22 protein-coding genes and 1 tRNA gene are annotated in these 24663 nt (G+C 51.7%); 18 read left to right on the forward strand and 5 right to left on the reverse strand.

The window, feature by feature from the left end; translation table 11 throughout:
* Positions 1-10: 10 nt before the first annotated feature.
* The 6 genes from CGC65_RS05215 (at position 11) to CGC65_RS05240 (ending at position 5271) form a co-directional block, all read left to right on the forward strand.
* Entirely contained in the window at positions 11-754 is a 744-nt protein-coding gene (locus tag CGC65_RS05215) for a gamma-glutamyl-gamma-aminobutyrate hydrolase family protein (RefSeq protein ID WP_002567983.1), read from the forward strand.
* A 110-nt stretch (positions 755-864) separates the two neighbouring features.
* Positions 865-1476 (forward strand): GTP pyrophosphokinase, encoded by a 612-nt coding sequence (locus CGC65_RS05220; protein WP_002567982.1) that lies wholly within the window; start codon positions 865-867, stop codon positions 1474-1476.
* Entirely contained in the window at positions 1466-2386 is a 921-nt protein-coding gene (locus tag CGC65_RS05225; RefSeq protein WP_002567981.1) for an acetamidase/formamidase family protein, read from the forward strand. Before CGC65_RS05220 ends, CGC65_RS05225 begins: the two co-directional genes overlap by 11 nt.
* A 255-nt stretch (positions 2387-2641) precedes the next feature.
* A complete protein-coding gene (gene rfbD, locus CGC65_RS05230) occupies positions 2642-3535 on the forward strand; it encodes a dTDP-4-dehydrorhamnose reductase (RefSeq protein ID WP_002567980.1) in 894 nt (297 codons plus the stop codon).
* Complete coding sequence (locus tag CGC65_RS05235) at positions 3525-4805, forward strand: dicarboxylate/amino acid:cation symporter (protein ID WP_002567979.1); 1281 nt, start codon at positions 3525-3527, stop codon at positions 4803-4805. Before rfbD ends, CGC65_RS05235 begins: the two co-directional genes overlap by 11 nt.
* A 154-nt stretch (positions 4806-4959) precedes the next feature.
* Positions 4960-5271 carry a hypothetical protein gene (locus CGC65_RS05240; protein WP_002567978.1) on the forward strand — a complete coding sequence of 104 codons (312 nt, stop codon included), beginning with the start codon at positions 4960-4962 and terminating at the stop codon, positions 5269-5271.
* 115 nt (positions 5272-5386) lie between these two features.
* Here the strand turns inward: CGC65_RS05240 and CGC65_RS05245 are convergent, their stop codons facing one another.
* Together CGC65_RS05245 and CGC65_RS05250 are read right to left on the reverse strand one after the other, a co-directional pair.
* Positions 5387-5968, reverse strand: a complete 582-nt coding sequence (locus CGC65_RS05245) for a DUF4489 domain-containing protein (protein WP_002567977.1) — start codon at positions 5966-5968, stop codon at positions 5387-5389.
* Positions 5969-6222: 254 nt separating this feature from the next.
* A tRNA-Arg gene (locus CGC65_RS05250) sits at positions 6223-6296 on the reverse strand.
* 294 nt (positions 6297-6590) lie between these two features.
* Here CGC65_RS05250 and brnQ point away from each other — a divergent pair.
* Entirely contained in the window at positions 6591-7949 is a 1359-nt protein-coding gene (gene brnQ, locus CGC65_RS05255; protein ID WP_002567976.1) for a branched-chain amino acid transport system II carrier protein, read from the forward strand.
* 35 nt (positions 7950-7984) lie between these two features.
* Positions 7985-9715, forward strand: coding sequence for a single-stranded-DNA-specific exonuclease RecJ (recJ, locus tag CGC65_RS05260; RefSeq protein ID WP_002567975.1), 1731 nt, complete (start codon positions 7985-7987; stop codon positions 9713-9715).
* A 108-nt stretch (positions 9716-9823) separates the two neighbouring features.
* Here recJ and CGC65_RS05265 read toward each other — a convergent pair whose 3' ends face one another.
* Complete coding sequence (locus CGC65_RS05265; RefSeq protein WP_002567974.1) at positions 9824-10195, reverse strand: hypothetical protein; 372 nt, start codon at positions 10193-10195, stop codon at positions 9824-9826.
* A gap of 269 nt (positions 10196-10464) precedes the next feature.
* On the opposite strand from CGC65_RS05265, the gene glyA reads away from it, so the two are divergent.
* The 5 genes from glyA to CGC65_RS31525 all read left to right on the forward strand — a co-directional run bounded on the left by glyA (position 10465) and on the right by CGC65_RS31525 (position 15008).
* A complete protein-coding gene (gene glyA, locus CGC65_RS05270) occupies positions 10465-11712 on the forward strand; it encodes a serine hydroxymethyltransferase (RefSeq protein ID WP_002567973.1) in 1248 nt (415 codons plus the stop codon).
* Positions 11713-11874: 162 nt separating this feature from the next.
* Positions 11875-13035, forward strand: a complete 1161-nt coding sequence (locus tag CGC65_RS05275; RefSeq protein WP_002567972.1) for a CdaR family transcriptional regulator — start codon at positions 11875-11877, stop codon at positions 13033-13035.
* A gap of 161 nt (positions 13036-13196) precedes the next feature.
* A complete protein-coding gene (locus CGC65_RS05280; protein ID WP_002567971.1) occupies positions 13197-14342 on the forward strand; it encodes a glycerate kinase family protein in 1146 nt (381 codons plus the stop codon).
* A 313-nt stretch (positions 14343-14655) separates the two neighbouring features.
* Positions 14656-14784, forward strand: coding sequence for a hypothetical protein (locus tag CGC65_RS32030; RefSeq protein WP_002567970.1), 129 nt, complete (start codon positions 14656-14658; stop codon positions 14782-14784).
* Positions 14769-15008, forward strand: a complete 240-nt coding sequence (locus tag CGC65_RS31525; protein ID WP_002567969.1) for a hypothetical protein — start codon at positions 14769-14771, stop codon at positions 15006-15008. Before CGC65_RS32030 ends, CGC65_RS31525 begins: the two co-directional genes overlap by 16 nt.
* A gap of 291 nt (positions 15009-15299) precedes the next feature.
* Here CGC65_RS31525 and CGC65_RS05290 read toward each other — a convergent pair whose 3' ends face one another.
* Complete coding sequence (locus CGC65_RS05290; protein WP_002567968.1) at positions 15300-16475, reverse strand: amidohydrolase family protein; 1176 nt, start codon at positions 16473-16475, stop codon at positions 15300-15302.
* 41 nt (positions 16476-16516) lie between these two features.
* Complete coding sequence (locus tag CGC65_RS05295) at positions 16517-17539, reverse strand: 2-keto-3-deoxygluconate permease (protein ID WP_002567967.1); 1023 nt, start codon at positions 17537-17539, stop codon at positions 16517-16519.
* 316 nt (positions 17540-17855) lie between these two features.
* Between CGC65_RS05295 and CGC65_RS05300 the strand changes: the two genes are divergently transcribed.
* The 5 genes from CGC65_RS05300 to CGC65_RS05320 all read left to right on the forward strand — a co-directional run bounded on the left by CGC65_RS05300 (position 17856) and on the right by CGC65_RS05320 (position 24342).
* On the forward strand, positions 17856-19928 hold the full coding sequence (locus CGC65_RS05300; protein ID WP_002567966.1) for a sigma 54-interacting transcriptional regulator: 2073 nt from the start codon (positions 17856-17858) through the stop codon (positions 19926-19928).
* A 310-nt stretch (positions 19929-20238) separates the two neighbouring features.
* Positions 20239-21243 (forward strand): PdxA family dehydrogenase, encoded by a 1005-nt coding sequence (locus CGC65_RS05305; protein WP_002567965.1) that lies wholly within the window; start codon positions 20239-20241, stop codon positions 21241-21243.
* 18 nt (positions 21244-21261) lie between these two features.
* Positions 21262-21711, forward strand: a complete 450-nt coding sequence (locus CGC65_RS05310) for a tripartite tricarboxylate transporter TctB family protein (protein WP_002567964.1) — start codon at positions 21262-21264, stop codon at positions 21709-21711.
* Positions 21712-21726: 15 nt separating this feature from the next.
* A complete protein-coding gene (locus CGC65_RS05315) occupies positions 21727-23232 on the forward strand; it encodes a tripartite tricarboxylate transporter permease (protein WP_002567963.1) in 1506 nt (501 codons plus the stop codon).
* A gap of 117 nt (positions 23233-23349) precedes the next feature.
* Entirely contained in the window at positions 23350-24342 is a 993-nt protein-coding gene (locus tag CGC65_RS05320) for a Bug family tripartite tricarboxylate transporter substrate binding protein (protein ID WP_002567962.1), read from the forward strand.
* Positions 24343-24663: the final 321 nt, after the last annotated feature.

Consider the following 24663-nt stretch of genomic DNA (forward strand, 5'->3'; position numbering starts at 1 on the left):
GGTGGAGAAAATGGAACGTCCGGTTATCGGCATTATGGGAAATACATATATGACCCAGCCAGGCATGTTTGACAGCATGGAAAGGGCATATCAGAACAGCTATTATGTGGATGCGGTCATGAAAAACGGGGGTATCCCTGTGATTTTACCGGCATCTGCCGTTATGGAGCAGACAGAGGAAATCATGGGAATCTGCGACGGAATCCTGTTCCCCGGCGGGGAGGATATGACTCCTTCCTACTATGGGGAGGACCCGCATCCCGCTATCCAGGTATACAAGCCTGAAATTGACGAAGCCCTGATGAGGGCGGGCCGTTATGCCCTGGAGCACAAAAAGCCCATGCTGGGCATCTGCAAAGGAAACCAGCTGCTCAACGTGCTCATGGGTGGTTCCCTGTATCAGGACCTTTCCCTTAAGGGGCCTGACTGCATCAGGCACCTGCAGCTTGGAAGGCGGGATTACCTTACCCACCAGATACGGGTGGAGGAGGGAACCAGGCTGTCAAAACTTTTAGGCAGCGGCGTCTGCATGACCAATTCCATGCACCACCAGTCGGTGAAGGAGCTGGGAAAGGGGCTCAGGGCCTCGGCATATGCAAATGACGGGATCATAGAGGCCATCGAGGACCAGGAGGGGATGATTGTAGGCGTACAGTGGCATCCCGAAAGTCTTCTGGAGTCAGCCCCGGCCATGAATCATCTGTTTTCGGATCTGTGCGGCAGGGCCTTGGAGAGAAAAGCAGGGAGTTTATAATTTCTATAGAAAACCATCACAGAATGCTCACAATTTATCGGTATGCTGGATAGAAGTGGAAGCTGCCCAAAGCGGCAGTCTGACTGAGACAGAATGCGGGGGTCCGTGTGATGACAAATGAGCAGTATTATGAATTGATAAAGCCCTACGAGGATGCCAGCCGGGTACTTAGTACCCGGCTGGAAATCCTCAACCATAGTCTTTACGGGGACAGGTCTGACGCCGGTCCCATCCATAATATCCAGGGCCGAATAAAGGAAAAGAAGAGCATGGAATCAAAACTGGTCCGGCTGGGATTTACGGCGGGAGTGACCAATGCAAGGAACCATCTGCAGGACATAGCGGGGCTGCGGATTATTTGTTACTTTGTGGAGGATATCTATAATCTGACAGCGGCGCTGAAAAAACAGTCGGACCTGGTGATAATCAAGGAAAAGGATTATATCCGCAATGCCAAGCCCAACGGATACAGGAGCTATCACATTGTGCTGGGTATACCGGTGTATTTTCTGGACACCATGGAATATTTTCCGGTGGAGGTGCAGCTTCGGACCATGGCCATGGATTTCTGGGCCAGCATGGAACACCGGGTATGCTATAAGAAACAACCCAGAAACCGGGAGCGGCTGGAACAGGATTTCTGCCGCTATGCCAGGATACTGGAGGAGATTGAAGGGGAATTTGAGACACATAATGAGAGGAGAGGGTCAGATGGAGGTTAAGCAGGCAGAGACAAGAAGGACAGAGGGGAAGCGGGTTGAGGGAAAAACCATATTCGCCATGTCCTCCTCAGCTGTTCCGGTATGCAGGGCGGGCAGCTATGAGACACTCACCTTTGTCACAAAGGATTGCTTTGACAATCAGTTCACAGAGGAGGGAGACGTCCTGGACAGCCTGAACTGGGACTGCATCAATCCTGCCACCGGGCCGGTCTATGTGGAAGGCGCCATGCCCGGGGATGTGCTGAAGGTAAAGATTGAAGATATCCGGGTGGCATCCTGGGGCACCATGGCCGCCATACCTGACAACGGGGTCCTGGGGGACTGCGTATCCCGGGGAACGGTGAAGCGGATTCCCGTCAGGGACGGCGTGGCCTGGTTTAACCAGGACATCGGCATACCATGTGCTCCCATGATTGGAGTGATTGGCGTGGCTCCAGAGAAAGGGGAGATTCCCTGCGGGGAGCCGGGGAGCCATGGAGGAAACATGGACAACACCAAAATAAAGGCCGGCGCCACCCTGTACCTGCCGGTGTTCCATGAGGGAGCTCTTCTGGCCATGGGAGATGTCCACGCCTGCATGGGGGATGGGGAAATCATGGTGACCGGGCTGGAGATTCCGGCAGAGGTAACCGTGACCCTGGAGGTTTTAAAGGGCATTTCCATAGATAACCCCATGCTGGAGGACGGCGAAGCCTGCTATACCATTGCGTCCCATGAGAACGTGGAGACTGCCGTATATACGGCGGTTAAGGCCATGACGGATATTCTCATGAGGGAACTGGGCATGAGCCTGGAGGATGCCGGTATGCTTCTCTCCGCCATGGGCAATCTCCAGTTCTGCCAGGTGGTGGATCCAAAACGCACGGTACGTATGGAGATGAAAAAGACAGTGCTTAAGAAGTTATTTTGATATTGGCCGCCCATACCGGCCTTTTATATGGTTTTTTGATTTGGGCTGCGAAGAGGTCCGGGCGTTTACTGTCCGGGCTTTTTTGTTTGTAAGGAAAATTCTCCTGTGCAGGATTCCCTTTCTGTGTTTCATTTCTGTGTTTCATTCCTGCCTTCTGTTTTGGAGGTGTATGAAGAACGTGCAATTGCAGATACTACCTGATGTATTTATGGAAAGAGAAGAGCAATTCATTTATATATGGAAGGATGGAGCAGGATGCTGAAAATATGGATATGCGGGGCTGGAGGACGGGTTGGCAGGAAGATGACAGATATTCTGGCGTCCAGGCCGGTGGAGCTGCTTTTGACGGATGCGGATTCGGTGGATATCACGGATTCGGAGGCTGTGATGGAATATGCCCATATCAACCGGCCCCATTATATTGTAAACTGCGCCGGGCTGACTGATGCGGCTGCCTGCGAGGACTGTCCGGAGGAGGCATACCGGGTAAATGCCCTGGGGGCCAGGAATCTGAGCGTTGCCGCCAGAATGGGTAAGTCCAGGCTGGTCCAGATGTCAACAGACGATGTGTTTGACGGCAGGAGCCTGGTTCCTTACACGGAATTTGACCCGGTCTCACCTAGGACTGTGTACGGCAAGTCCAAGATGGCAGGAGAAAATTTTGTAAGGGAGTTCTGCAACCGCCATATTATTGTGCGCAGTTCCTGGATATTCGGGGACGGCAGCCCTTACCTGGAGCGTATTCTGGAGATGGCGGGCCAGGGCAAGACCATCAGGGCTGCCTCGGACCAGATGGCATCTCCCACAGGGGCTGACGGACTGGCCGCCAAGATCATAGAGCTGATGGAGCACGGTGAGGACGGATTGTACCATGTAACGGGACAGGGCTGCTGCAGCCGGTATGAGCTGGCAAAGGAGGCTGTCAGGCTGGCGGGCTATCAGGTCCCGGTGGAACCTGTGAACGCCTCTGAGGACACCTTAAGCTCCATGAGGCCTTCCTACAGCGTGCTGGACAATATGATGCTGCGCATATCTAATATGCGTCTCCTGCCCCATTGGAAGGTGATGCTGGAGGAATACATGAAGGAGCGGCGGGCAGGAAGCCGCAGGCGGGCTGAGGGAAAGGACGGTATCGGCTATGGAAAATAGGAAACGGCCGGGGCTTACCACCGCTATCTTTATCGGGCTTGCGCTGGGGGCCGCTGCGGGCATCCTTCTTCATTATGCTGTTCCTGAGGGAGATATCCGGGATAAACTGCTGATAGACGGTTTATTTTATCTGATTGGAAATGGATTTCTGCGGCTGATGCAGATGTTAGTGGTACCTTTGGTATTCTGTTCCCTGGTGTGCGGCAGTATGTCCATGGGGGATACAAAAAAACTTGGGAAAATAGGCATAAAGACGCTGGGCTTTTATCTGGCAACCACTGCACTGGCCATCACCGCAGCCATACTGACTGCCCATGTCATTAACCCGGGGGCAGGACTGGACCTTTCTTCCTTAGAGACAGCCCAGGTTGAAATCGGTGAGAAGGAGGGACTGGCAGACACGCTTCTGGCCATCATTCCGGTGAATCCGGTGAGGGCGCTGGCAGACGGGGATATGCTGTCCATCATTCTCTTTGCGCTGATTGTGGGAATCATTCTGGCCGGCCTGGGGGAAGCGGTTCAGACCGTGGGTAATTTATTCAGCCAGTTTAATGATGTGATGATGCAGATGACGGTTATGGTCATGAAGCTGGCTCCTTACGGCGTGTTCTGCCTGACAGCCAGAACATTTTCCGGCATTGGTTTTGACGCGTTCCTGCCCCTTCTTAAGTATATGGCTGGAGTTATGACCGCGCTGGCCATACAGGGGCTGGTGGTCTACATGGCCATACTTAAGGGTTTTACAGGGCTGAGCCCTGTCAGGTTCCTGAAAAAATTCCTGCCTGTGATGGGCTTTGCATTTTCCACCGCAACCTCCAATGCCACCATTCCCATGTCCATTGATACCCTGCACAGGAAGATGGGGGTGTCCCGGCGCATTTCTTCCTTTACCATACCCCTGGGGGCCACGATCAACATGGACGGCACAGCCATTATGCAGGGCGTGGCGGTGGTGTTCGCGTCCCAGGCATTTGGAATCCACCTGTCCGTAGCAGATTATCTGACCGTGATACTGACTGCCACCCTGGCTTCCGTGGGAACAGCCGGTGTGCCGGGGGTGGGGCTGATTACCCTTTCCATGGTATTTGCCTCAGTGGGCCTGCCTGTGGAGGCCATAGCCCTGATTATGGGAATTGACCGTATATTGGATATGAGCAGGACGGCTGTCAATATCACCGGGGACGCAGTGTGCACCACTGTGGTGGCATTTCAGGACGGCGCAGTGGATAAGGCCGTGTTTGATGATATGGAAGCGGGACGGGGTGGATGACGGACAGCGGATGACAGGCAGCGGATGACAGGCAGCGGATGACAAGTAACGGATAATAGGTGACAGATAACACTGAGAAACTTCTTGACGTACTTCCCTCTGGATTTTATACTTGTACTATATTTAGCTATTGGTGCCGGAGCAGGAGGGGAATATGAATATATTCGGATTTGAGATTAAGAGCAAGGAGGAGCGGGAGCAGGAGGAGCGGGAATATCTGCACCGTATTTTTCCGGGAGGCACAGCCCAGAAGGCGGCTGTGGAGCAGCAGCTTAAGGAAAAGCTTCCAAAGGAAGATAAAAAGGCGGTTATGCTTTACTATATCCTGGTGAAGGATGCGATGACGGCTGGTAATGGCATGAGCTTTGAGGAGGCCGTGGGGAAGGTGTCTAAAAAGCAGCGGATTCTTAAGCTGACGCCGGTGATGCTGGAAAAAGTGAGAGAGGTGATGGAGGACAATCAGTAATGGGGAGTTGGACCAGTGACTGCAAAAGATGGGCTGGATAGAACGACGGTATGTAATTGAAACGTTCCAAAAACAGACCGTCGTTTTATGCTTGGCCCACATTGACTGTAAAAAATCAGCAGAAAGGATTATCTACAACAATTGCCGACAAGGTAGCGTTGTTGACTGTGATGCCGCCCTGGGTTTCAAGGCTTTCAATGGTTACCACTACGCTGAAGTTGCAGCACTCATCATCGCAGATATCGCAGTCACATACCGAGAAGTTAAACGTATCATTTTCTCCGACAGACGAAGCCAGCCTGGAAAAGGTCCATACGGGGCCAATTGGGAAAGAGGTTGGCTGATATTTACACTGTTTATTAATCTGGAAATTAAAGGTAAGAGACCCGGCTGCGGTTAAGATATTACTTGTAAATTCGAATTTGATGCATGGTTTGTGGAATTTACTCGTATCAATGTTTAAATTTGCCAGGTTGAATGTGGTACCTGAAGCTGTGGTCATAGGAATGTTGGTTGTAACAGGTACGCTGCATTTCATAAAAGTGCGGTTTGGCCTTAACACACACTTTTTTTCTTCGCAGCAGTATCTGGGCGGTTCCTGGCATTCTATATTTTCCAGATTATTTCTATGTTCGAACGTATCGTTATTATCCTTATTTTCAAAATTAAAATTATTTTCGAAATTACCTTTATACATATTGATCAAATAACCTCCGTTATAATTATTCAGGCTCAGCTTTTGCTACAGTCACCTTAATACATAGTATTCTTGATTCTTATTGAATGTGACAAGTTGTTTTTTCGTTTAGGCTGTCATACTACATCTGAACAAGCCTGTCTATTAATTTAATAGAAGAAAGCAGTCCGCAGATTGTACATAAATGACCTTTTGACGGAATTCTATGAATAACAAAAAACCCCGCAAGGCTTACACCTGCGAGGTTTTCTACATGCGCCAGAGAAGATTCGAACTCCCGACACTACGGTCCGTAGCCGTATGCTCTATCCAGCTGAGCTACTGACGCATGCTGCTGTCTGATTTGTATCTCTAACAGCGCAAGAGCTATTATAGCTTGTCTGGATGGAAATGTCAATGGTTTTTAAAAAAATAATTAAAATTAATTGGAAGGAGAGAGAAGGCAATTGAAAGAAAACAGTTGGAATGGCTGACCGCGCAGTGCTGACCGCATAGCTGCAACAAATATGTAACCTTCTTGAAAGATGTCGTAATTTGTGGTATTATGTTACGAGCAGAGGTAAGAAAGAGCGGGGAAAGTTTGATTCTTATCTCTTATTTTGTATTAAGCGGGGATAAAAATATGAAGCAGAAATTGTCGAAGCAGAATCTTCTGCTTGTTGGATTCACTTTATTTTCCATGTTTTTTGGTGCGGGAAACTTGATTTTCCCGCCTTTTCTTGGCGCTCAGGCAGGGGTGATGACCTGGAAGGCTATGTCAGGTTTTCTGCTCAGCGCGGTGGGACTTCCGGTTCTGGGAGTAGCTGCGGTTGCCCTCTCAGGCGGCATCAGCAAGCTGGCAGGCAGGGTGCACCCTGCCTTTGCATTTCTGTTTACCCTTCTTATCTATCTCTCCATAGGCCCGTGCCTGGCCATTCCCAGGACCTCCAGCACTTCCTTTGAGATGACGGTGTTCCCGGTTCTTGAGCAGATGGGCGTTTCCCTGAACAGTACAGTTAGTGGGACTGGCTTTACGGTCCAGACCATGGCGCAGTTCGGGTATTCGGTGGTGTTTTTTACGGCTGCCATGGCAGTGGCATTCAGGCCGGAGAAGCTGACGGACAGACTGGGAAAGATACTGTGTCCCACCTTGCTGGTGCTTATCAGCGTTATTTTTATTGGATGCCTGGTGTGGCCCATGGGGCATTACGGAGATCCGGGGTCTGTCTATAAGTCAGGCCCGGCTGTGGCAGGTTTCCTGGAAGGATATCAGACCATGGATACCATTGCGGCCCTGAATTTTGGAATTATCATTGCTATCAATATTCGGGCCAAGGGAGTGGAGCAGGAGGGTGCGATCGTCAGGGAAACCATCAAGGCGGGAATTATAGCAGGCATTTTGCTGGCCCTTATTTATGCGGCCCTGGCCCACATCGGTGCGCCTGCGGGAGCTGCGGCCCGCGGCATGGACAATGGGGCAAGGATACTCACCTACGTTGCGGGAAACCTATTTGGAAATGCCGGTATGATGATACTGGGGCTTATTTTCCTGATTGCCTGCTTTAATACATGTGTTGGGCTTCTCAGCTGCTGCAGCCAGTATTTCAATTCTATCATACCTGTAATCGGCTACAGAGTCTGGGTGTTTTTGTTTGCCCTGATCAGCCTGATTATATCCAGCGCAGGCCTTAATAAGATACTGGCCGTGTCAGTGCCGGTTCTGAACGCCATTTATCCAATCGCCATTGTGCTGATTGTACTGGCGTTTTTAGGGCCGCTGACAAAGAGGTGGCCGGCCATGTATCCCGCTGCTATCCTGTTTACAGGCGCGGTCAGTGTGGTATATGCTCTGGAACAGAGTAAATTCGTGATTCCCTTCCTCACACAGGCAACTACGTTCCTGCCTGGATACGGGGCGGGATTGGGGTGGATTGTTCCGGCATTTGCGGGGATGGCGGCCGGTATCATTTACTCCTCGGTCATGGGGGACCAGGAAGAATAGACAAGGACAGGACAAGACAAGGACAGGACAAAAGAATGACAGAAGCAAGATGGATGTTATACGCCAAGAAGGCAGATTTTGATAGAATTGCGGAACAATACCATATCAGCCCGGTTACGGCCAGAATCATACGCAACCGCGGTCTGGAGGATATGGAGGATATAGGACGGTATCTCTACGGCTCTGTGGAGCAGCTTCACGATCCCCACCTGCTGCCGGACATGGACCGGGCAGTGGAGATACTGGGAGAGAAGGCGGCTGAAGGCAGGCGTATACGGATTGTGGGGGACTACGATATAGACGGTGTGTGCTCCACGTATCTGCTCTACCGTGCGTTAAAGAGGATTGGCGCTGAGGTGGATTATGAGATTCCGGACCGTATTAAGGACGGATATGGCATCAATGAGTTGATTATAGAGGCAGCGGCAGAGGACGGCATTGACACCATCCTTACCTGCGACAATGGTATTGCCGCTATCAGCCAGATAGCAAGGGCGAAGGAGCTGGGCATGACCGTGGTCGTGACGGACCATCACGACATACTGACTGAGGCCGGGGAGACGCCGGAGGGCAGGGAGATACTGCCGCCTGCGGACGCTGTGGTCAATCCCAAGCGCAGGGACAGCCTGTATCCGTTTCCCGATATATGCGGAGGCATGGTGGCCTATAAGCTGGTGCAGGTGCTCTATGAGGTCCATAGGGTTCCACGGGAGGAATGGCTCAGCCTGCTGGAAATCGCAGCCATTGCAACGGTGGGGGATGTGATGAAGCTTCAGGGAGAGAACCGCATCCTTGTAAAGGAAGGGCTTTCCAGACTGGGACATACGTCTAATCTGGGACTTCGGAAACTGATAGAGAAAAATAATCTTCAGGCCGGAACCATCACAGCCTATCATATCGGCTTTGTTATTGGGCCTTGCCTCAATGCCAGCGGACGGCTCCAGACAGCCAAAATAGCCCTTGGGCTCCTTCTGTGTGAGGATGAGGGTGAGGCGGACAGGATGGCAGAGGAATTAAAGGCTCTCAATGACCAGCGCAAGGACATGACCCAGGAGGGGATTGAACAGGCGGCAGCCATGGTGGATGAGCTGTACCGGGAGGATAAGGTGCTGGTGGTGTTTCTGCCGGACTGCCACGAATCCCTGGCCGGCATTGTGGCAGGACGGCTCAGGGAGCGGTACAATAAGCCCTCCTATGTGCTTACACGGGCTGAGGGCTGCGTCAAGGGGTCGGGACGTTCCATAGAGGCATATCATATGTTCCAGTCCCTGGTGGAGGTGCAGGACCTTCTGCTGAAGTTTGGGGGCCATCCCATGGCGGCCGGATTTTCTCTGGAGGAAAAGGATGTGGACGAATTCCGGCGCCGTCTCAATGAAAATGCACGGGAGCGGCTGACCGAAGAAGATTTCATACCCAAGGTGTGGATCGATGTGGCCATGCCCTTTGAATACATAACAGAGCCGTTCATAGAGGAATTGGAGCTGCTGGAACCATATGGACAGGGAAATGAAAAGCCCCAGTTTGCCCAGAAGGGACTGTTTGTACGCAGCGCCAGAGTCATGGGGCGTAATCGGAATGTGGTGCGCATAAGCCTTGTAAATGACAGGGGAACAGCCATGGACGGCGTGATTTTTACGGATGGGGATTTGTTCATGGAGGAAAAGGGTGATTGCCGTGTTATGGATATTATCTACTATCCGGGTATAAATGAGTATAACGGAAACAGGAATCTGCAGATTGTGGTAAAGAATTGGAAGTTTCATTAGAAATCGGAAGTCGGAAGTTTCGTTAGAAAGTTTTTACAGAAGCTTCATTGCTCCGGAATAAAAAGAGGGTGCTGCCGCAGCGGACAGCACCCTTTTTGGCAAAGAAGATTAGTTCTGAGCAGCCTCAGTTGTCTCCTCTGCAACCTCAGCATTAGCCTCGCTGGCAGCCTCTTCCTTGGAAGCCTCGGTAGACTCCTCAGCGTCAGCAGCCTCGGTAGATTCCTCAGCGTCAGCAGCCTCAGTGGACTCCTCAGTGTCAGCAGCCTCGGTGGACTCCTCAGCATCAGCAGCCTCGGTGGTCTCCTCAGCGTCAGCAGCCTCAGCAGTGGTCTCCTCAACAGACTCAGAAGCCTCTACTGTGGTCTCTACGGCAGTAGTGGACTCGGTCTTGTTGTCGCTGCCGCCGCAAGCGGTCAGGCTTCCTGCGATCATAGCTGCTGCCATAATAGCTGTCATGGATTTTGCGATTGTCTTCTTCATAATAGTTTTCCTCCTCTGAAAGCCTCCCAGTGAGACTTTCTAAACACAAATTTTTATGGAACGAGTTTGATAATATCCTATAATTGTGTCCGAATTGTGTCTAAAGTTTAAAGAAAGTACTACAATTATTATGAAATTCTTAAGAAAAACAGTGATAAAAAATTAACAGATAAAGAGAAAGCAGCTCTGCCATATGTCTTGCAATTTACTATTATATAGGTTATAATCAGCAGAAAAAGGCTGTCATTGCGAAAGGAAGAGGTAAGATAATGGTTAATGAAGTAATGGATTTTATTACCGGATATGACAAGGAAGTGGGCGAGGCCATTCAGGCGGAATGCGCGCGCCAGAGACGCAACCTGGAACTAATCGCATCAGAGAATATCGTGTCTGAGCCTGTCATGATGGCTATGGGGACAGTTCTCACCAATAAGTATGCGGAAGGATATTCGGGAAAACGTTATTACGGAGGATGCCAGTGCGTGGATGTGGTGGAAACACTTGCCATTGAGCGGGCTAAGAAGCTGTTTGGCTGTGATTATGCCAATGTGCAGCCTCATTCAGGAGCCCAGGCCAATATGGCGGTGTTTGTTGCCATGCTGAAAGCAGGGGACACGGTCATGGGCATGAACCTGGACCATGGCGGCCACCTGACCCACGGAAGTCCTGTGAATTTTTCCGGTCTTTACTTTAATATCGTACCTTATGGAGTCAATGACCAGGGGTTCATCGACTACGATGAGCTGGAGCGGATTGCAAAGGAAGCCAGGCCAAAGCTTATCATAGCAGGGGCCAGCGCCTATGCCCGGACCATTGATTTCAAGCGGTTTCGTGAAATCGCTGACGAAGTTGGCGCTTATCTCATGGTTGATATGGCCCATATCGCCGGCCTGGTGGCAGCGGGCGAACACCCCAGTCCCATTCCTTATGCAGATGTGGTGACCACCACCACCCACAAGACATTGAGAGGCCCAAGGGGCGGTATGATTCTGGCAAATAAGGAGGCGGCTGAGAAATTTAATTTCAACAAGGCCATTTTCCCGGGAACCCAGGGCGGTCCGCTGGAGCATGTGATTGCGGGAAAGGCAGTGTGCTTCGCAGAGGCATTAAAGCCTGAATTCAAGGCATACCAGCACCAGGTGGCAGCCAATGCAAAGGCTCTTGCCCAGGCCCTTAAAGATGAGGGATTCAAGCTCCTTACGGACGGCACGGACAACCATCTGATGCTGGTTGACCTGCGCGGCATGGAGGTGTCGGGCAAGGAACTGCAGAACCGCTGTGATGAGGTTTATATCACCCTGAACAAGAACACGGTTCCCAATGACCCCAGAAGCCCCTTTGTCACTTCAGGCGTGCGCATCGGGACACCGGCCATTACCACCAGGGGCCTTAAGGAAGAGGACATGCCCAAGATTGCCCGGTGCATTTGGCTGGCTGCCACGGATTTTGAGAATAAAGCGGATTATATCAGGAGCGAGGTGACAAAGCTCTGTGAGAGATACCCCATTTATCAGTAAATCCGGGAAAATGTAATAAACAGAAGCAAGAGGGAACAGGAATGAATATGGGGGAGCTGCGGCTCTGGGGGTGTCCCCGGCGCCTTAGCCCCCTTTTGGCATATAGCCGGCTGCGGCGCAGGCAGGATAGAGGCGCACGCTGAATAGAGGCAGGTGGAATGGATGGAACTGACAGGTCAGGCGCTGAGGCTTTCGCGGCAGGGAGCCCAGGCCATTGTGGAGGAAGTGGGGGCCATTGTGGGCCAGCATATCAATATGATGGACCCGGAAGGCTATGTCATAGCCAGTACGGACCCGGAGCGTATCGGTACGCTGCATGAGGGGGCCAGGAAAATCATCAGGGAGCATCTGGATGAGCTGTATGTGAGGGATGAGGAAGCGACGCTTACCTCACGCCCGGGGCTGAACCTGCCTGTGTACCAGGCTGGAAGTATTGCCGGCGTAATCGGTATTACGGGACGGTATGAAGATGTGGCTGGCTATGGCCAGATTGTGAAGAAGATGGTGGAAATACTGATTCGCGAAAATGCGGAACAGGATGAACGCCGTATGGGACAGCGGGTGCTGAATCGGTTTCTGGAGGACTGGGTCCTTGGAAGCGGACTCCTTCAGCCCAGAATACTGGAGGAGAGAGGCTTTGCGCTGGGAATCGACATTTCGGTTCCCAGAAGGGTCATGGTGTCCGGCGTCAGGAACTTCCAGGAATATGCATCCACTGCTTCGGGCCAGAAACTGCTGGAACAGGCAGAAGGGGAAGCTGCTTCTTTAGCAGGAGCGGGATGTCTGGTGTTTCGTAATGCCGGCCGGCAGATTTTTCTGGTTCAGGGTGCGTCCGACCGCCATATGGAACAGCTGGCCGGACGCATCCGCTCCTGCGTGAAAAAGAAATTCGGCATAGGGCTGGTCATGGGAATCGGCGGCAGGGCCAGGGACATCCATGTGGCATATGGACAGGCCAACAAGGCATGGCGCTCTGCCAGCATGTCTAAACGGGACGTCATGACGTATGACAGCGTTACCCTGGAGCTGTTTACGGAGGATGTGGCTGAAAGCGTGAAGGCGGAGTACCTGCGCAAGGTCTTTAAGAACTGCGGTTATGAGGAGCTTTGTCAGTGGATGGGATTGCTGGAGGCATATTTCAGTGCGGAAGGTTCTCTGAAGGCTGCCTCGGATGCCATGCACATCCATAAAAATACATTGACCTATAAGCTCAGGAAGCTGGAGGAGCTGACGGGATATGACGTGCGTGTACTGAGCCAGTCGGCAGTGTTTTACATGGCTATGGTGTTTTTCCGGGATGTGAAGGAAATGATGCAGGATTAGGCGGATGTGCGGGCAGCAGAACGGGCCGCGTCCGGCCGTGAAGTTTGTTGTGCTGAGGAATAAATAATATGCGGAATATGTGTTTTGTGGAACATTGACGCAGGGGCCTGGAAACAGTACAATAGACTTAAGAAATTCAATCACATTTGGGAGGCGGAACCATGAAATTTTTATTTGCATCAGATTCATTTAAGGGGACCCTGTCGTCAGAGCGCATCACACAGCTTCTGGAGGCGGCTGCGGAGCAGACATTTCCTGGCTGTGAGACAGCTGGCGTGCCTGTGGCTGACGGCGGGGAGGGAACCATTGACGCGGTGATTTCGGCGCTGAACGGCACATACCGCAGACTGACGGTCCATGGACCTCTGATGGAGGAGGCACAGTCTTTTTACGGGGAATTTGAAGGGGACTCCGCCATCATTGAGATGGCAGCTGCTTCCGGGCTTCCCATGGTGCCGGCGGACAGGCGCAATCCTCTGAACACCACCACCTATGGCACAGGAGAATTGATAAAGGATGCCCTGGACCGGGGATACCGGAAGATTTCAATAGCCATTGGAGGCAGCGCTACCAATGACGGAGGTATGGGGGCCATGCGTGCTCTGGGTGTAAGATTCCTGGATGACCAGGGAAATGAGCTGGAGGGCAGAGGCCGGGATTTAACCAGGGTGGCTGATATTGACGTGAGCCGGATTCACCCTGCGGTGTCACAGTCCCGGTTCACTGTCATGTGCGATGTGACCAATCCCCTTACAGGACCGGATGGAGCGACCTATACATTTGGAAAGCAGAAGGGCGGCACACCGGAAATTCTGGACGTGTTAGAGGGCGGAATGATTCGTTATGCGGCCTTGTTGAAGGAAAAGCTGGGCGTGGATGTGGATAAGATTCCCGGAGCAGGAGCTGCCGGTGGATTAGGGGCGGCATTCTGCGTGTTCCTGAAGGCCAATCTTAAATCAGGTATTGACACGGTGCTGGATTTGGTTCATTTTGACAGCCTCCTGGAGGGGGTGGACCTGGTAATTACCGGAGAGGGAAGAATGGACTGGCAGTCTGCTTTTGGAAAGGTGCCCAGCGGAATCGGAAAGCGCTGCAGGGAGAGAGGCATCCCGGTGGCAGCGATTGTGGGAGGTATGGGCGACAAGGCTGAGACGATATTTGATTACGGCATTGACAGTATTATAACCACGATAAATGGCGCCATGGATATCGAGGAGGCCCTTAAGCGGGCTGAAGAGCTGTATATCAGTGCCGCGGACCGTACATTCAGGATGCTGAAGGCCGGAATGAGCCTGGGCCGGAAATAGGCCGGGAAGAAAAGTGGAAATGGCGTGAAATTGGCTGAAGCAGGCATGGCTTTGTGCTGCTGTCCGGGATGGATTCATTATCATATGGATTCATTTCGGGCAGCTTTTTTATATTATTAATGTATATATAAATCTTGCGGGCGTTCTGTCCGAGATATTCGTAAGGGAGTTTCTCCCCTGTATCCCTGGGTTGTGTGGTTGAATGTTTTTAAAATGTCAGGCGGTGGTTCTATGGATATGTGATTCAGGATAGGTGATTCGTGTATATTCTTGCAACGGAGGCAAAGCTTTTGTATAATAAAAGGAGAATTGGATGAAGAAAATGAATGACCCTGGCGGGCCTGTCATGAAGCCGCTGGCAGAGCTGACCCTGCTGGACCGTTTTTTATTTGCATGTGTTATGGAGGACCGCGGGACCATGGAACTGTGCCGGAGGGAGTAAGCGGGGAGCTGATAGAGCTGCTTCATTACATAGAACACACCTCTGAAACAGAGGCGGCCGGAAGCAGCAGTCCGAGGATTAAGGAACTGCACCGGCGGGTCAGCCAGGTTAAAGCCAGTGAAGAGATTGGAGTGAGATATATGCAGGAATGGGAAGAACGGATGTATCAGCTTCAGGATGCTAAGGCGGAAGGAAGGGAAAACAGAAGGACAGATATTGGATAAACTGGTGCGGATGTTCTCTCTGAGCCGGGACACGGCCGGAGAGTATCTGAAGCGCTATAAGGGGACTCCCTGAGCCGTATATCCGGGCGGCGGCCCTTTTTCATCCCGTCTTATAGTGAAGTGTATTATGACGGAAAGCGCAGTTTTTGTGACAGCAAAGTATCACTTGAAACTGCGCTTTTGAAATTGTGTATCCAATACGGTGCATTCAATATTGTACATTCAGTACTGCACATTCAATACTGTACATCTAAAACTGCAGTCAATACATTCTGTATATCCGGGCCGTCTCTAAGGCTGTCTATACACCACTCCGCCCTTCATCACCAGTCCTACCTGTGAAAGACGGGACACATCCTCCAGCGGGTTTCCCTCCACGGCAATGATATCTGCTTCCATACCGTTTTCCAGCTTTCCGATTCTGTCTTCCAGGCGGCAGACCCTGGCCGCGCGGGAGGTGACGCCCTGGATGGCGGTTACGGGGTCGGCTCCCAGCTCCACGGCATATCCCACCTCCCGGTACAGAAAGCCGTGATAAGCATCTGTTCCCAGGACAAAGGGGAGACGGGCCTTGATGATGCGGGCCACATTTTCGCGGACCCGGCTGCGGTTCAGCCTAACCTTCAGGGCATTGGCGGGCGAGAGGAATTCCTCCCGGCTGGGGTCTAAGAAAATGCCGGAGGTCAGATCCACCACACAGCGGGAAGCGGCCAGACGCTCCACGTCCTGTTCCGAAGCCATATACATGTGCTCAATCACATCCACCCCGCCGTCAATGCAGTCTTTCAGGCCCTGGCCGCCAATACAGTGGGCAGCAGTGGGGATGCCCAGGCGAGCGCCTTCGCTGACCGCAGCGGAGATTTCTTCCAGGCTGAGGAAGCTGGGCACAAAGGTGCTGGCGGGATCCGGAACACCAGGGGTTATGAAGAGTTTCAGCAGGTCTGCGCCTTTTTTCAGGTTCTCGCGGCAGGTATGGCGGATTTCTCCGGCTCCGCAGTGGGGCATTCCGATGTGGCCTGCTCCGTGGCTTCCCTTCATGCCGATGCCTGCGGCCAGGAGACGGGGGCCGTCCACTTTTTTGTCCTCAATCAGTTTCTTCAGGGTCACGTCTATATAGAATTTATCCCCCATGCACCGGGCTGTGGTTACACCGCTCATCAGGTCTTCCTTAAGTCCCTTTAATGCCAGCAGGGTCAGCTGGCATTCGTTGCTCCAGGCCAGCAGCTCCAGATGTTCCGGAAGGGCTGCATCAATGCACAGGTGGTTGTGGCACTCTATCATGCCCGGCATCAGGGTCATGTGCGGAAGGCTGATTTCTTTTGCATCTTCCAAGTACAAGGCCTCCCTGGCTTTCCGGGGCAGGATTTCCCGGATTATCCCGTCTTCGATGATAAGGGAGCCGTTCTCCAAAGGAGTAAGCTGTTCCCCGCACAAAATCATTCCTGCATTTAATATGGTTCGCTTCATGTCTGTCTGTTTCCTCCGTCTGTCAATATCATTTGTCCGGCTTAGTCTAAATCAGCAGTTGCCGCTGGCTGGGTTTCGCAGCCCTCCTGTTCAGGGACAGGAATGTCTGCCGCTATGCCGTGAGCTTCATTCCATTTGCGGGATACCTTGGACAGCCAGGATACCAGCAGCGGGCAAAGCACGGCTGTGATTACCACGGCGGCAGCTGTCTGGGCAGTGGCTGTTTCCACCTGAGGCTGGAAGGAAGGATCGGCCATGGCTACGGCAGTGGGCGTGGTGGTGGCCACCCCGGCCGTGGTTCCGATGGCAGCGCCCATGGGATCCGCCTTTCTGCGGAGGGCGCTGTAGAGGAAAAAGGTAAGAAGTCCGGTGGCCAGCACGGTAAGAAGGCCCAGCACAATACCGGAAATACCCGCTCTCAGGATATTGTTGAAGTTCATGCCGGCACCCAGGGCAAAGCCGTTAAAGGGCGGGAGAAGAATCATGCCGGTGGCCAGAATTTTTCTCCACTCATGGTCCAGATTGCCGATGATGAACCCGATAACCATGGGGATGATGCTGGCAATGATATCTGTTATGGGGAAGTTGCCCATGCCGGAGGCGCCCAATGCAATCATGGTAAAAAAGGGCCCGTCATTGAGGGCAAGGATAGAGGTGGCTCCCACATCTGTTTCATCACCAAATTCGCCTGCCAGGGTGGCATAGATGACGCCGTTGGAATTGGTTACGGCTCCGATGACAGCCAGGGGCGCCAGTCCCAGGAACCCTGCTTCGCCGAACAGTGCATTGAGCAGAAGCCCCAGGCCGAAACCGATAAAGAACTTAAGGGCGGTGAGGACAACGCCTTTCCATACCGTGCTGCCGGCCATCTTTACATCAATGGTGGCGCCGCTGCAGAACAGAAACAGGCCAATCAGGGTGGGGACCCCGTTCTTGAACAGGCCTGAGGTAAAACCTCCGATGGTGAGGGCGTTGGGGAAAAAGGTATTCATTGCACATCCAAGGAGCAGGGGAATCACCATCACTCCTGCCGGAAAACGCTTCATTGTCGCTAATATCCTCATAAATCTCTTCTCCTTTACGTGGGCTTCCATGCTCACCGGCCATGTGAGATGCGTCAGCCGCTGGTTGATTTTACATGCCATTGCAATGCTGCTGACTGATTAAAAAAGCAATTGTCGTGCCAAAAAACTATTTGAGGGTGAAACAGATTCAAATTTTATTTAAAACAGCTAAAGTTGCATGAGAAAATATGTGCTATTTGCACAATAAAAAAAGGAAAAACAAATAAAAAGTTGGAATATATAAAATTGCATAAAGATTGCTATTTAGCAATAAAATGCAATTTAATGATTGCAAAAATACAATACATAGGATAATATGGACAATGGGAGGTGGAAGAGTGTGATTAAAATTGTATTTTTTGCACCATATCCGGACATTCTTCCTGTCATTGAGCAGGTGTTCCGGGAACGGCCTGAATCGGAAGCCATTCAGTATGAGGTTGTCCAGGATTTCTACAATAACAGACTGGAACAGGTGGAGGCGGACGTGGTTATAGCCAGGGGCTTTACGGCCCATACCTTAAAGCGCAAAAACATTCCGTGTGCAGAGCTTAAATCCACGGGATACGATGTGATGAAGGCAGTCAATGAATGTATGCAGAAGGGGAATATTGAAAGGATTGCCGTGGTGGGCGCCTTCAATATGGTGTATGGGGCGGAGCAGATGTGCCACCTGTATCCGAACCTGGGGCTGGGCTGCTATGCGGAGGACGATGAGACCAAGCTGGAGATGGCGGTGCACCAGGCTATGAAGGACGGGAACCAGGCCATTGTGGGGGGATATTCCACGGTCCAGATCGCGGAGCGTCTGGGTATGCCGGCTGCCATGATTCATTCAGGAATCGAGGCGGTAAACCATGCCATTTCAGAGGCCATAGCGGTGGCCCATCTCACCCGGTATGAGAGGCAGAAAAGGGATGAGATAGCAAATATCATGAACTACTCCTTCCAGGGGATTATTTCCGTCAACAGGAAGGGAATCATAACCCTGGCCAATACATGCTGCCATACGTATATGAAGGACAGAAAGACTTCGCTGGCAGGAGAGCATATAAAGGACTTCTTTCCGGATATTGATTTTGACAGTGTGATCAGGGACAAACAAAAGATCCTGTCGGAGGTGTGCAGGTTCGGAGGAAAACAGGTGCTGGTCAATTGTGTGCCTGTGGCCGGTGACTCGGAGGAGTTCGGCTGCGTGCTCACCTTCCAGGGAACGGAACAGATACAGGCAGAGGAGGGCAAACTGCGCAAGCGTATGCATTCGGACGGCTTTACGGCCAGGTACGACTTTTCCCACATACTTTACAGGGACAGCTGCATGGAGGCGGTTATCAGCCAGGCCGTGAAATTCAGCTATTCGGATTCCAATATACTGATTCATGGGGAGACGGGAACGGGAAAGGAGCTGTTTGCCCAGAGCATTCACAACTCCAGCCGCAGAAGGAAGGGGCCTTTCGTGGCGATTAACTGCGCGGCATTGCCGGAGAACCTGCTGGAGAGCGAGCTCTTTGGCTATGTGGAAGGGGCCTTTACCGGAGCGTCCAGGGGCGGGAAAATGGGATTTTTTGAGATTGCCCACAAGGGGACCATTTTTTTGGATGAGATAGGCGATATATCACCAAAGCTGCAGAGCCGCCTCCTGAGGGTCATACAGGAAAGGGAAATCATCCGGCTGGGCAATGACACCGTGATTCCCATTGATGTCCGCGTTATCTGCGCCACCAACAGGGATTTAAAGAAGGAGGTATCCCGGGGGAATTTCAGGGAGGATCTGCTGTATCGTCTGGATGTGCTTGAACTCAATCTTCCGCCCCTCAGAAAACGGAAGCAGGACATCCTTTATCTGGCGGACCGGATGGTGCGGTTTGAACATGAGCGCACAGGGAGCAGGCTGGAGGCAATAACCCAGGAGGGCAGGGAACTTCTGATGCGTTACAACTGGCCGGGGAATGTGAGGGAAATGCGCAATTTCTGTGAGCGTATCTGTATTCTCTGCGAGAAAACAAGGGCAGGGGCAGAGGACGTACTCCAGGCCCTTCCGGGAGAATGGGAGCACGGGGAGGGGGCAGACAGCCAGTATGCAGACAGCCAGTATGCAGAGAGCCGGCATGCAGAAAGCCGGTATGCAGAAAGTCGGTATGCAGAAAGTCGGTATGCAGAAAGCCGGCATGCAGACAGCGGTTCCGGCAGCGCGGATTTTCCGGCGTCCGGCAGTCATGTACCGGCGGAGGCCGCGGGCCGCGGGCCCCGTCTGGAGGAAGCCCAGAGGCAGGCCGTGAAGGACGCCCTGGAGCTGTGCGGTTATCACAGGGGCAGGACAGCCGCATATCTGGGAATTGATAAGAGTACTCTGTGGAGAAAAATGAAAAAATACGGCATTGAGGGTTAGACGGCTGACAAGAAACACCGGGCACAGGGGTTGCGCTGAAACGGGGAAACATTATGAAACAAAAATACATTATGAAACAAAAATAAAACGTAATAAGGATGATGAAACATTTATGCCGTGAAAAGTATGAATACATTGGGGGATAAATGATGGTGATATATGCAAAATGCATAACGTAAATAAAGGGTTCCCGGAGGCAAAACAGAAAAAATCGTTCTTCCTGAAAAGTTTGGCATGCTTTTTGCTTTTAATACAGGCATAAGTCAAGAGCAGAAATAAAAACCAAAATAGAAGGAAGGATGATTTTTTTATGAGCGGTAAACCGATTTTAGGAATCTTATTAGGAGATGCAGCCGGCGTGGGGCCGGAAATTATTGTCAAGCTGGCAGCTTCCAGATTTTACGATGAATACTGCCGTCCCGTGGTAATAGGGGACGTCAGGGTGTTTGAGAGAGGTGCCAGGATATGCGGTCTGGAAATCCCGGTGCAGGTCATTGACAAGGTGGAGGAAGCAGACTGGACCAAGGGAATGCCTGTCCTGGATCAAAGGGATGTGGACCCTGAGCAGGTTCCGTTTGCCAACATCAGCATTGAAAGCGGACGCGCCTGCCTGAACATGCTGAAAACAGCCATTGAGCTTTACCAGGCCGGCAGGATTGACGGATTCTGCTTTGCCCCGTTAAATAAGCAGGCAATGATTCAGGCCGGGTGTCCTTTTGAGAGCGAGCACCATTACATGGCCCATCTCTTTGGACACACGGAGCCGTTTGGGGAAATCAATGTGCTGGGAGATCTGTGGACCACAAGGACAACCAGCCATATTCCCATTAGCAAGGTCAGCGACAGCCTGACCGTGGATACCATCATGAGAGCCATAAGACTGGCCAATGTTTCCCTTAAGAATTCCGGTATTGAGAAGCCCAGGCTTGCCCTGGCAGCCCTGAATCCTCACTGCGGCGAGGGCGGAAAGTGCGGCAGGGAAGAGATTGATGTAATCGCGCCGGCCATTGAAAAGGCAAGGGAGATGGGGATTGACGCCAACGGACCGTTCCCATCCGACATTCTGTTCATCAAGGCCTTTAACGGGGATTTTGACGGAGTGGTGACCATGTATCACGACCAGGGCCAGATCGCCCTTAAGCTGAAGGGATTTGACCAGGGCATCACCATTGCGGGAGGACTTCCGGCGCCAATCGTCACATGCGCCCATGGCACGGCTTACGATATTGCCGGAAAGGGAATTGTTAAGACTTCGGCATTTGAGAATGCGGTCAAGATGGCTGCCAAGATGGCGGCCCATCTGAAAGGCTGCTGATAAAAGGGAGGGGTTTACATGAAAAAAATAGGTACAAAGCAGATTGTACCCTTGGTGTTAGCAGTATTTGCAGTGGTATTTGCAGTGGTTGGTTTTACACAGCTGGGGTTCTGGGAGGATGTGGACGGTCCTCAGCCTGGTTTCTTCCCGGCCATCATGGCTATCGTCATGTTCCTGGCAAGTATTGCTTCTTTCTTTCAGTCCCTGAAGGAAGAGAAGGCTGCCAGGTATGAGCGGGATGAGATGATGGTCATAGCAGGGGGAGCTGGAATCATAGCGGGTTCCTTTATTATAGGTCTGCTGCCCAGCTGCTATTTGTTTGTGATACTGTGGCTGAAAGTGTTTGAGAAGACCGGATGGAAGGAAACTCTCATTGTCCTTGCTGTCTGTATGGCCATTTCCATCGGTGTGTTCCGTATGTGGCTGGGGGTCCATTTTCCAATGGGGCTTTTTGAAGCATTCTTGTAGAAGGGGGTAAACAAAATGGAAAATATACAACTGTTAATGCATGGCTTCTCCACGCTGTTCACCTTCAGCAATGTGGGAGCCGCCCTTTTGGGAGCGGTTCTGGGCCTTGTGGTGGGGGCAATGCCCGGTATCGGAAGTCTGGCCGGTGTGGCCCTGCTGCTTCCGCTGACCTACAAGTTTAATCCCACCACTGCCATCATTATGCTGGGAGCTTTGTATTACTCCAATATGTACGGCGGCGCCTTCAGCGCAATCCTGTTAAATATTCCGGGAGACTCACCGGCCATCTGCACGGCCATGGACGGCTACCCAATGGCATCCAAAAAGAAGCGTCCCGGACAGGCGCTGTTTACAGCCAATATGGCCTCCTTTATCGGAGGAACCATCGGTATCATCATCCTGACCTTTACAGGACCTGCCCTGGCGGATATCGGTCTTAAGTTCGGCCCGTCCGAGATGACGGCTCTGCTTCTTATCGCCATGACGTCCATCAGCTGGCTGGTGGGTGAGAATCCCATCAAGGGCGTGGTGATAACCATGCTGGGTATTCTGCTGGCAAGCATTGGCATGGACACTCTCTCAGGCTCTCCCAGATATGATTTTGGCAGTATGTACCTGCTGGGAGGCATTCCCTTTACGCCTTTCATTATCGGCACAGTGGGATTTTCACAGGTTATTAAACTGGTGATGGAGCGCAGCAATGAGGTGAAATCAGAGCCCCACATGAAGCTTACCATCCGCGGAAGTATCCTGACAAAGCATGATTTCAAGCGTCTGCTTCCGCCTGCCCTGCGCTCCGGCGTCATGGGAACCTTTGTGGGCGTGCTTCCGGGAGCAGGGGCAACCACCGGCGCTTTCATGGGATACGCGGCCCAGAAGAAATTCAAGAACGAGGAAGAACTGGGAACCGGCGCCATAGAGGGCATTGCGGCCAGCGAAGCTGCAAACAATGCGGCCGCGGCAGGTGCATTTGCGCCGCTTCTGGCCCTGGGCATACCGGGAAGCGGCACTGGCGCAGTGCTTTTAGGAGGCCTGATGATGTGGGGGCTCAATCCGGGACCGCTTCTGTTTACCAATGAACCGGAATTTACATGGGGACTGATTGCATCCCTGTTCCTCTCCAACATATTTGCGCTGGTTGTGGCAATCGGCGTCATTCCGTTCCTGATTCAGATATTGTCCGTGCCTGTAAAGTACATGATTCCCATTATCACCATTGTGTGCGTGGTGGGATCCTACAGCTCCAGCTATTCCATGTATGGCGTGCTGATTATGTTTCTGTCAGGCATACTGGGATATCTGCTGGTCAAGAACGACTATCCCACGGCTCCCATGCTTTTGTCCTTTGTGCTGGCTAAGCTGCTGGAGTCCAATATGCGAAAGGCATTTATCATATCGGGGGGAAGCCTGGGCATTTTCTTTACAAGACCCATTACCTGCGTGCTGATGCTGATTTTCCTGGCATTTATCTGCACACCTGTGGTAAAGGCCGTCCTTAAAAAGGCAAGGGCATCCAAATAGGGCTGTAATGATTCGGCAGCTGGTACAACAAACGTAATATTCCCAAAGTAGCATAACAAAGGTAACTTGCAGGTTTGTTCATATATTTAAGAACATGGTTTGAGGAGGTATTTAATAATGAAGAAAAGAAGTATTGTAATGGCAATGGCAGCACTTATGATGGTATCAGCAGTAACCGGATGTACAAGCAAGGCCGTCAGCAGCGACGGCACATTCACACCAAAGGAAACCATTAACTGGACCGTTACATCCAGTCCCGGCGGCGGCAGCGACATCTACACAAGAATGATATCCGATATCATGACCAAGGAAAACCTGGTCAACGGACAGCCTATCATTGTTACCAATAAGACGGACGGAAGCGGTGAGATCGGCAGAAACGAGGTGGCTACCACCAAGGGGAGCAAGGCTGACTATACCCTTCTCACCTTTAACAGCGGCGATTTAATGCCCATGGTCCAGAATACAAAGAACCGCTCGTCCAATTTCCGTATCCTGGCCATTATGGCAGTTGACAAACAGCTTATTTTCAAGGGGGAGCAGACCAAGTATGCTGATTTCAAGGAGGCAATCGAGGCTGCCAAAAATGGTACAAAGATCGTCATCGGCGGCTCCAAGGGAGATGATATCGCCACCTATGATGCAATGCTGGAGGAAATCGGAATCAGCAAGGACGTGATGTCCTATATCACCTATGACTCCACCGGTGACGCCATCACCGCAGCCCTGGGAGGCCATGTGGAATTTGTTATCTCCAAGCCTGCGGCTGCTTCTGAGTATGTGACAGCCGGTTCCCTGATTCCTGTGCTGGCCCTGTCCACGGAACGCTACACCGGCAACCTGGCAGACGCCCCCACACTGAGCGAAATTGGAGACTATGAAAATGTGGAAGTCCCTGTATGGCGCGGCGTGGCAGCCCCTGCAGCCATGAGCGATGCGGCGGCCGCTTACTGGAGTGAACAGTTGGGCAAGGTTGCTGAGACCGATACATGGAAGAATGATTATTTGGAAAAGAACAAACTGATTGGCAACTATATGGATGCTGCCGGCGCAACGGAATATGTGACAGCCTATGAAAAGGACTTCATGGCTGCCAACGGAATCCAGTAAACACGGCTGAAACACGGCTGAAGCATTAGAAAACCAATCAACACGGGAGAGGACCGGAACGGGACATATGGGAACCGGAGCCGCATCCTCTCCCTTTTTGCACCCTGAAACAGGCAGGGAAAACAGGGAACGCAACAAAATGAAACACTGATGCCGGAAAAATTTGAAACATAAAAAACGAATTGAAACATTAAGAAACAAATGCGGCAAATCAGTAAGGAATGTTTCAAATATTTGGGACAAATGGAACGGATTTTAACGGTTTCAACGTGTTTTGAAATTGGCACGATTTTTGCTTATTAATAAGGCAAAGCACTGAAG

It is taken from the genome of Enterocloster bolteae, from assembly GCF_002234575.2.
Lineage (GTDB): Bacteria > Bacillota > Clostridia > Lachnospirales > Lachnospiraceae > Enterocloster > Enterocloster bolteae.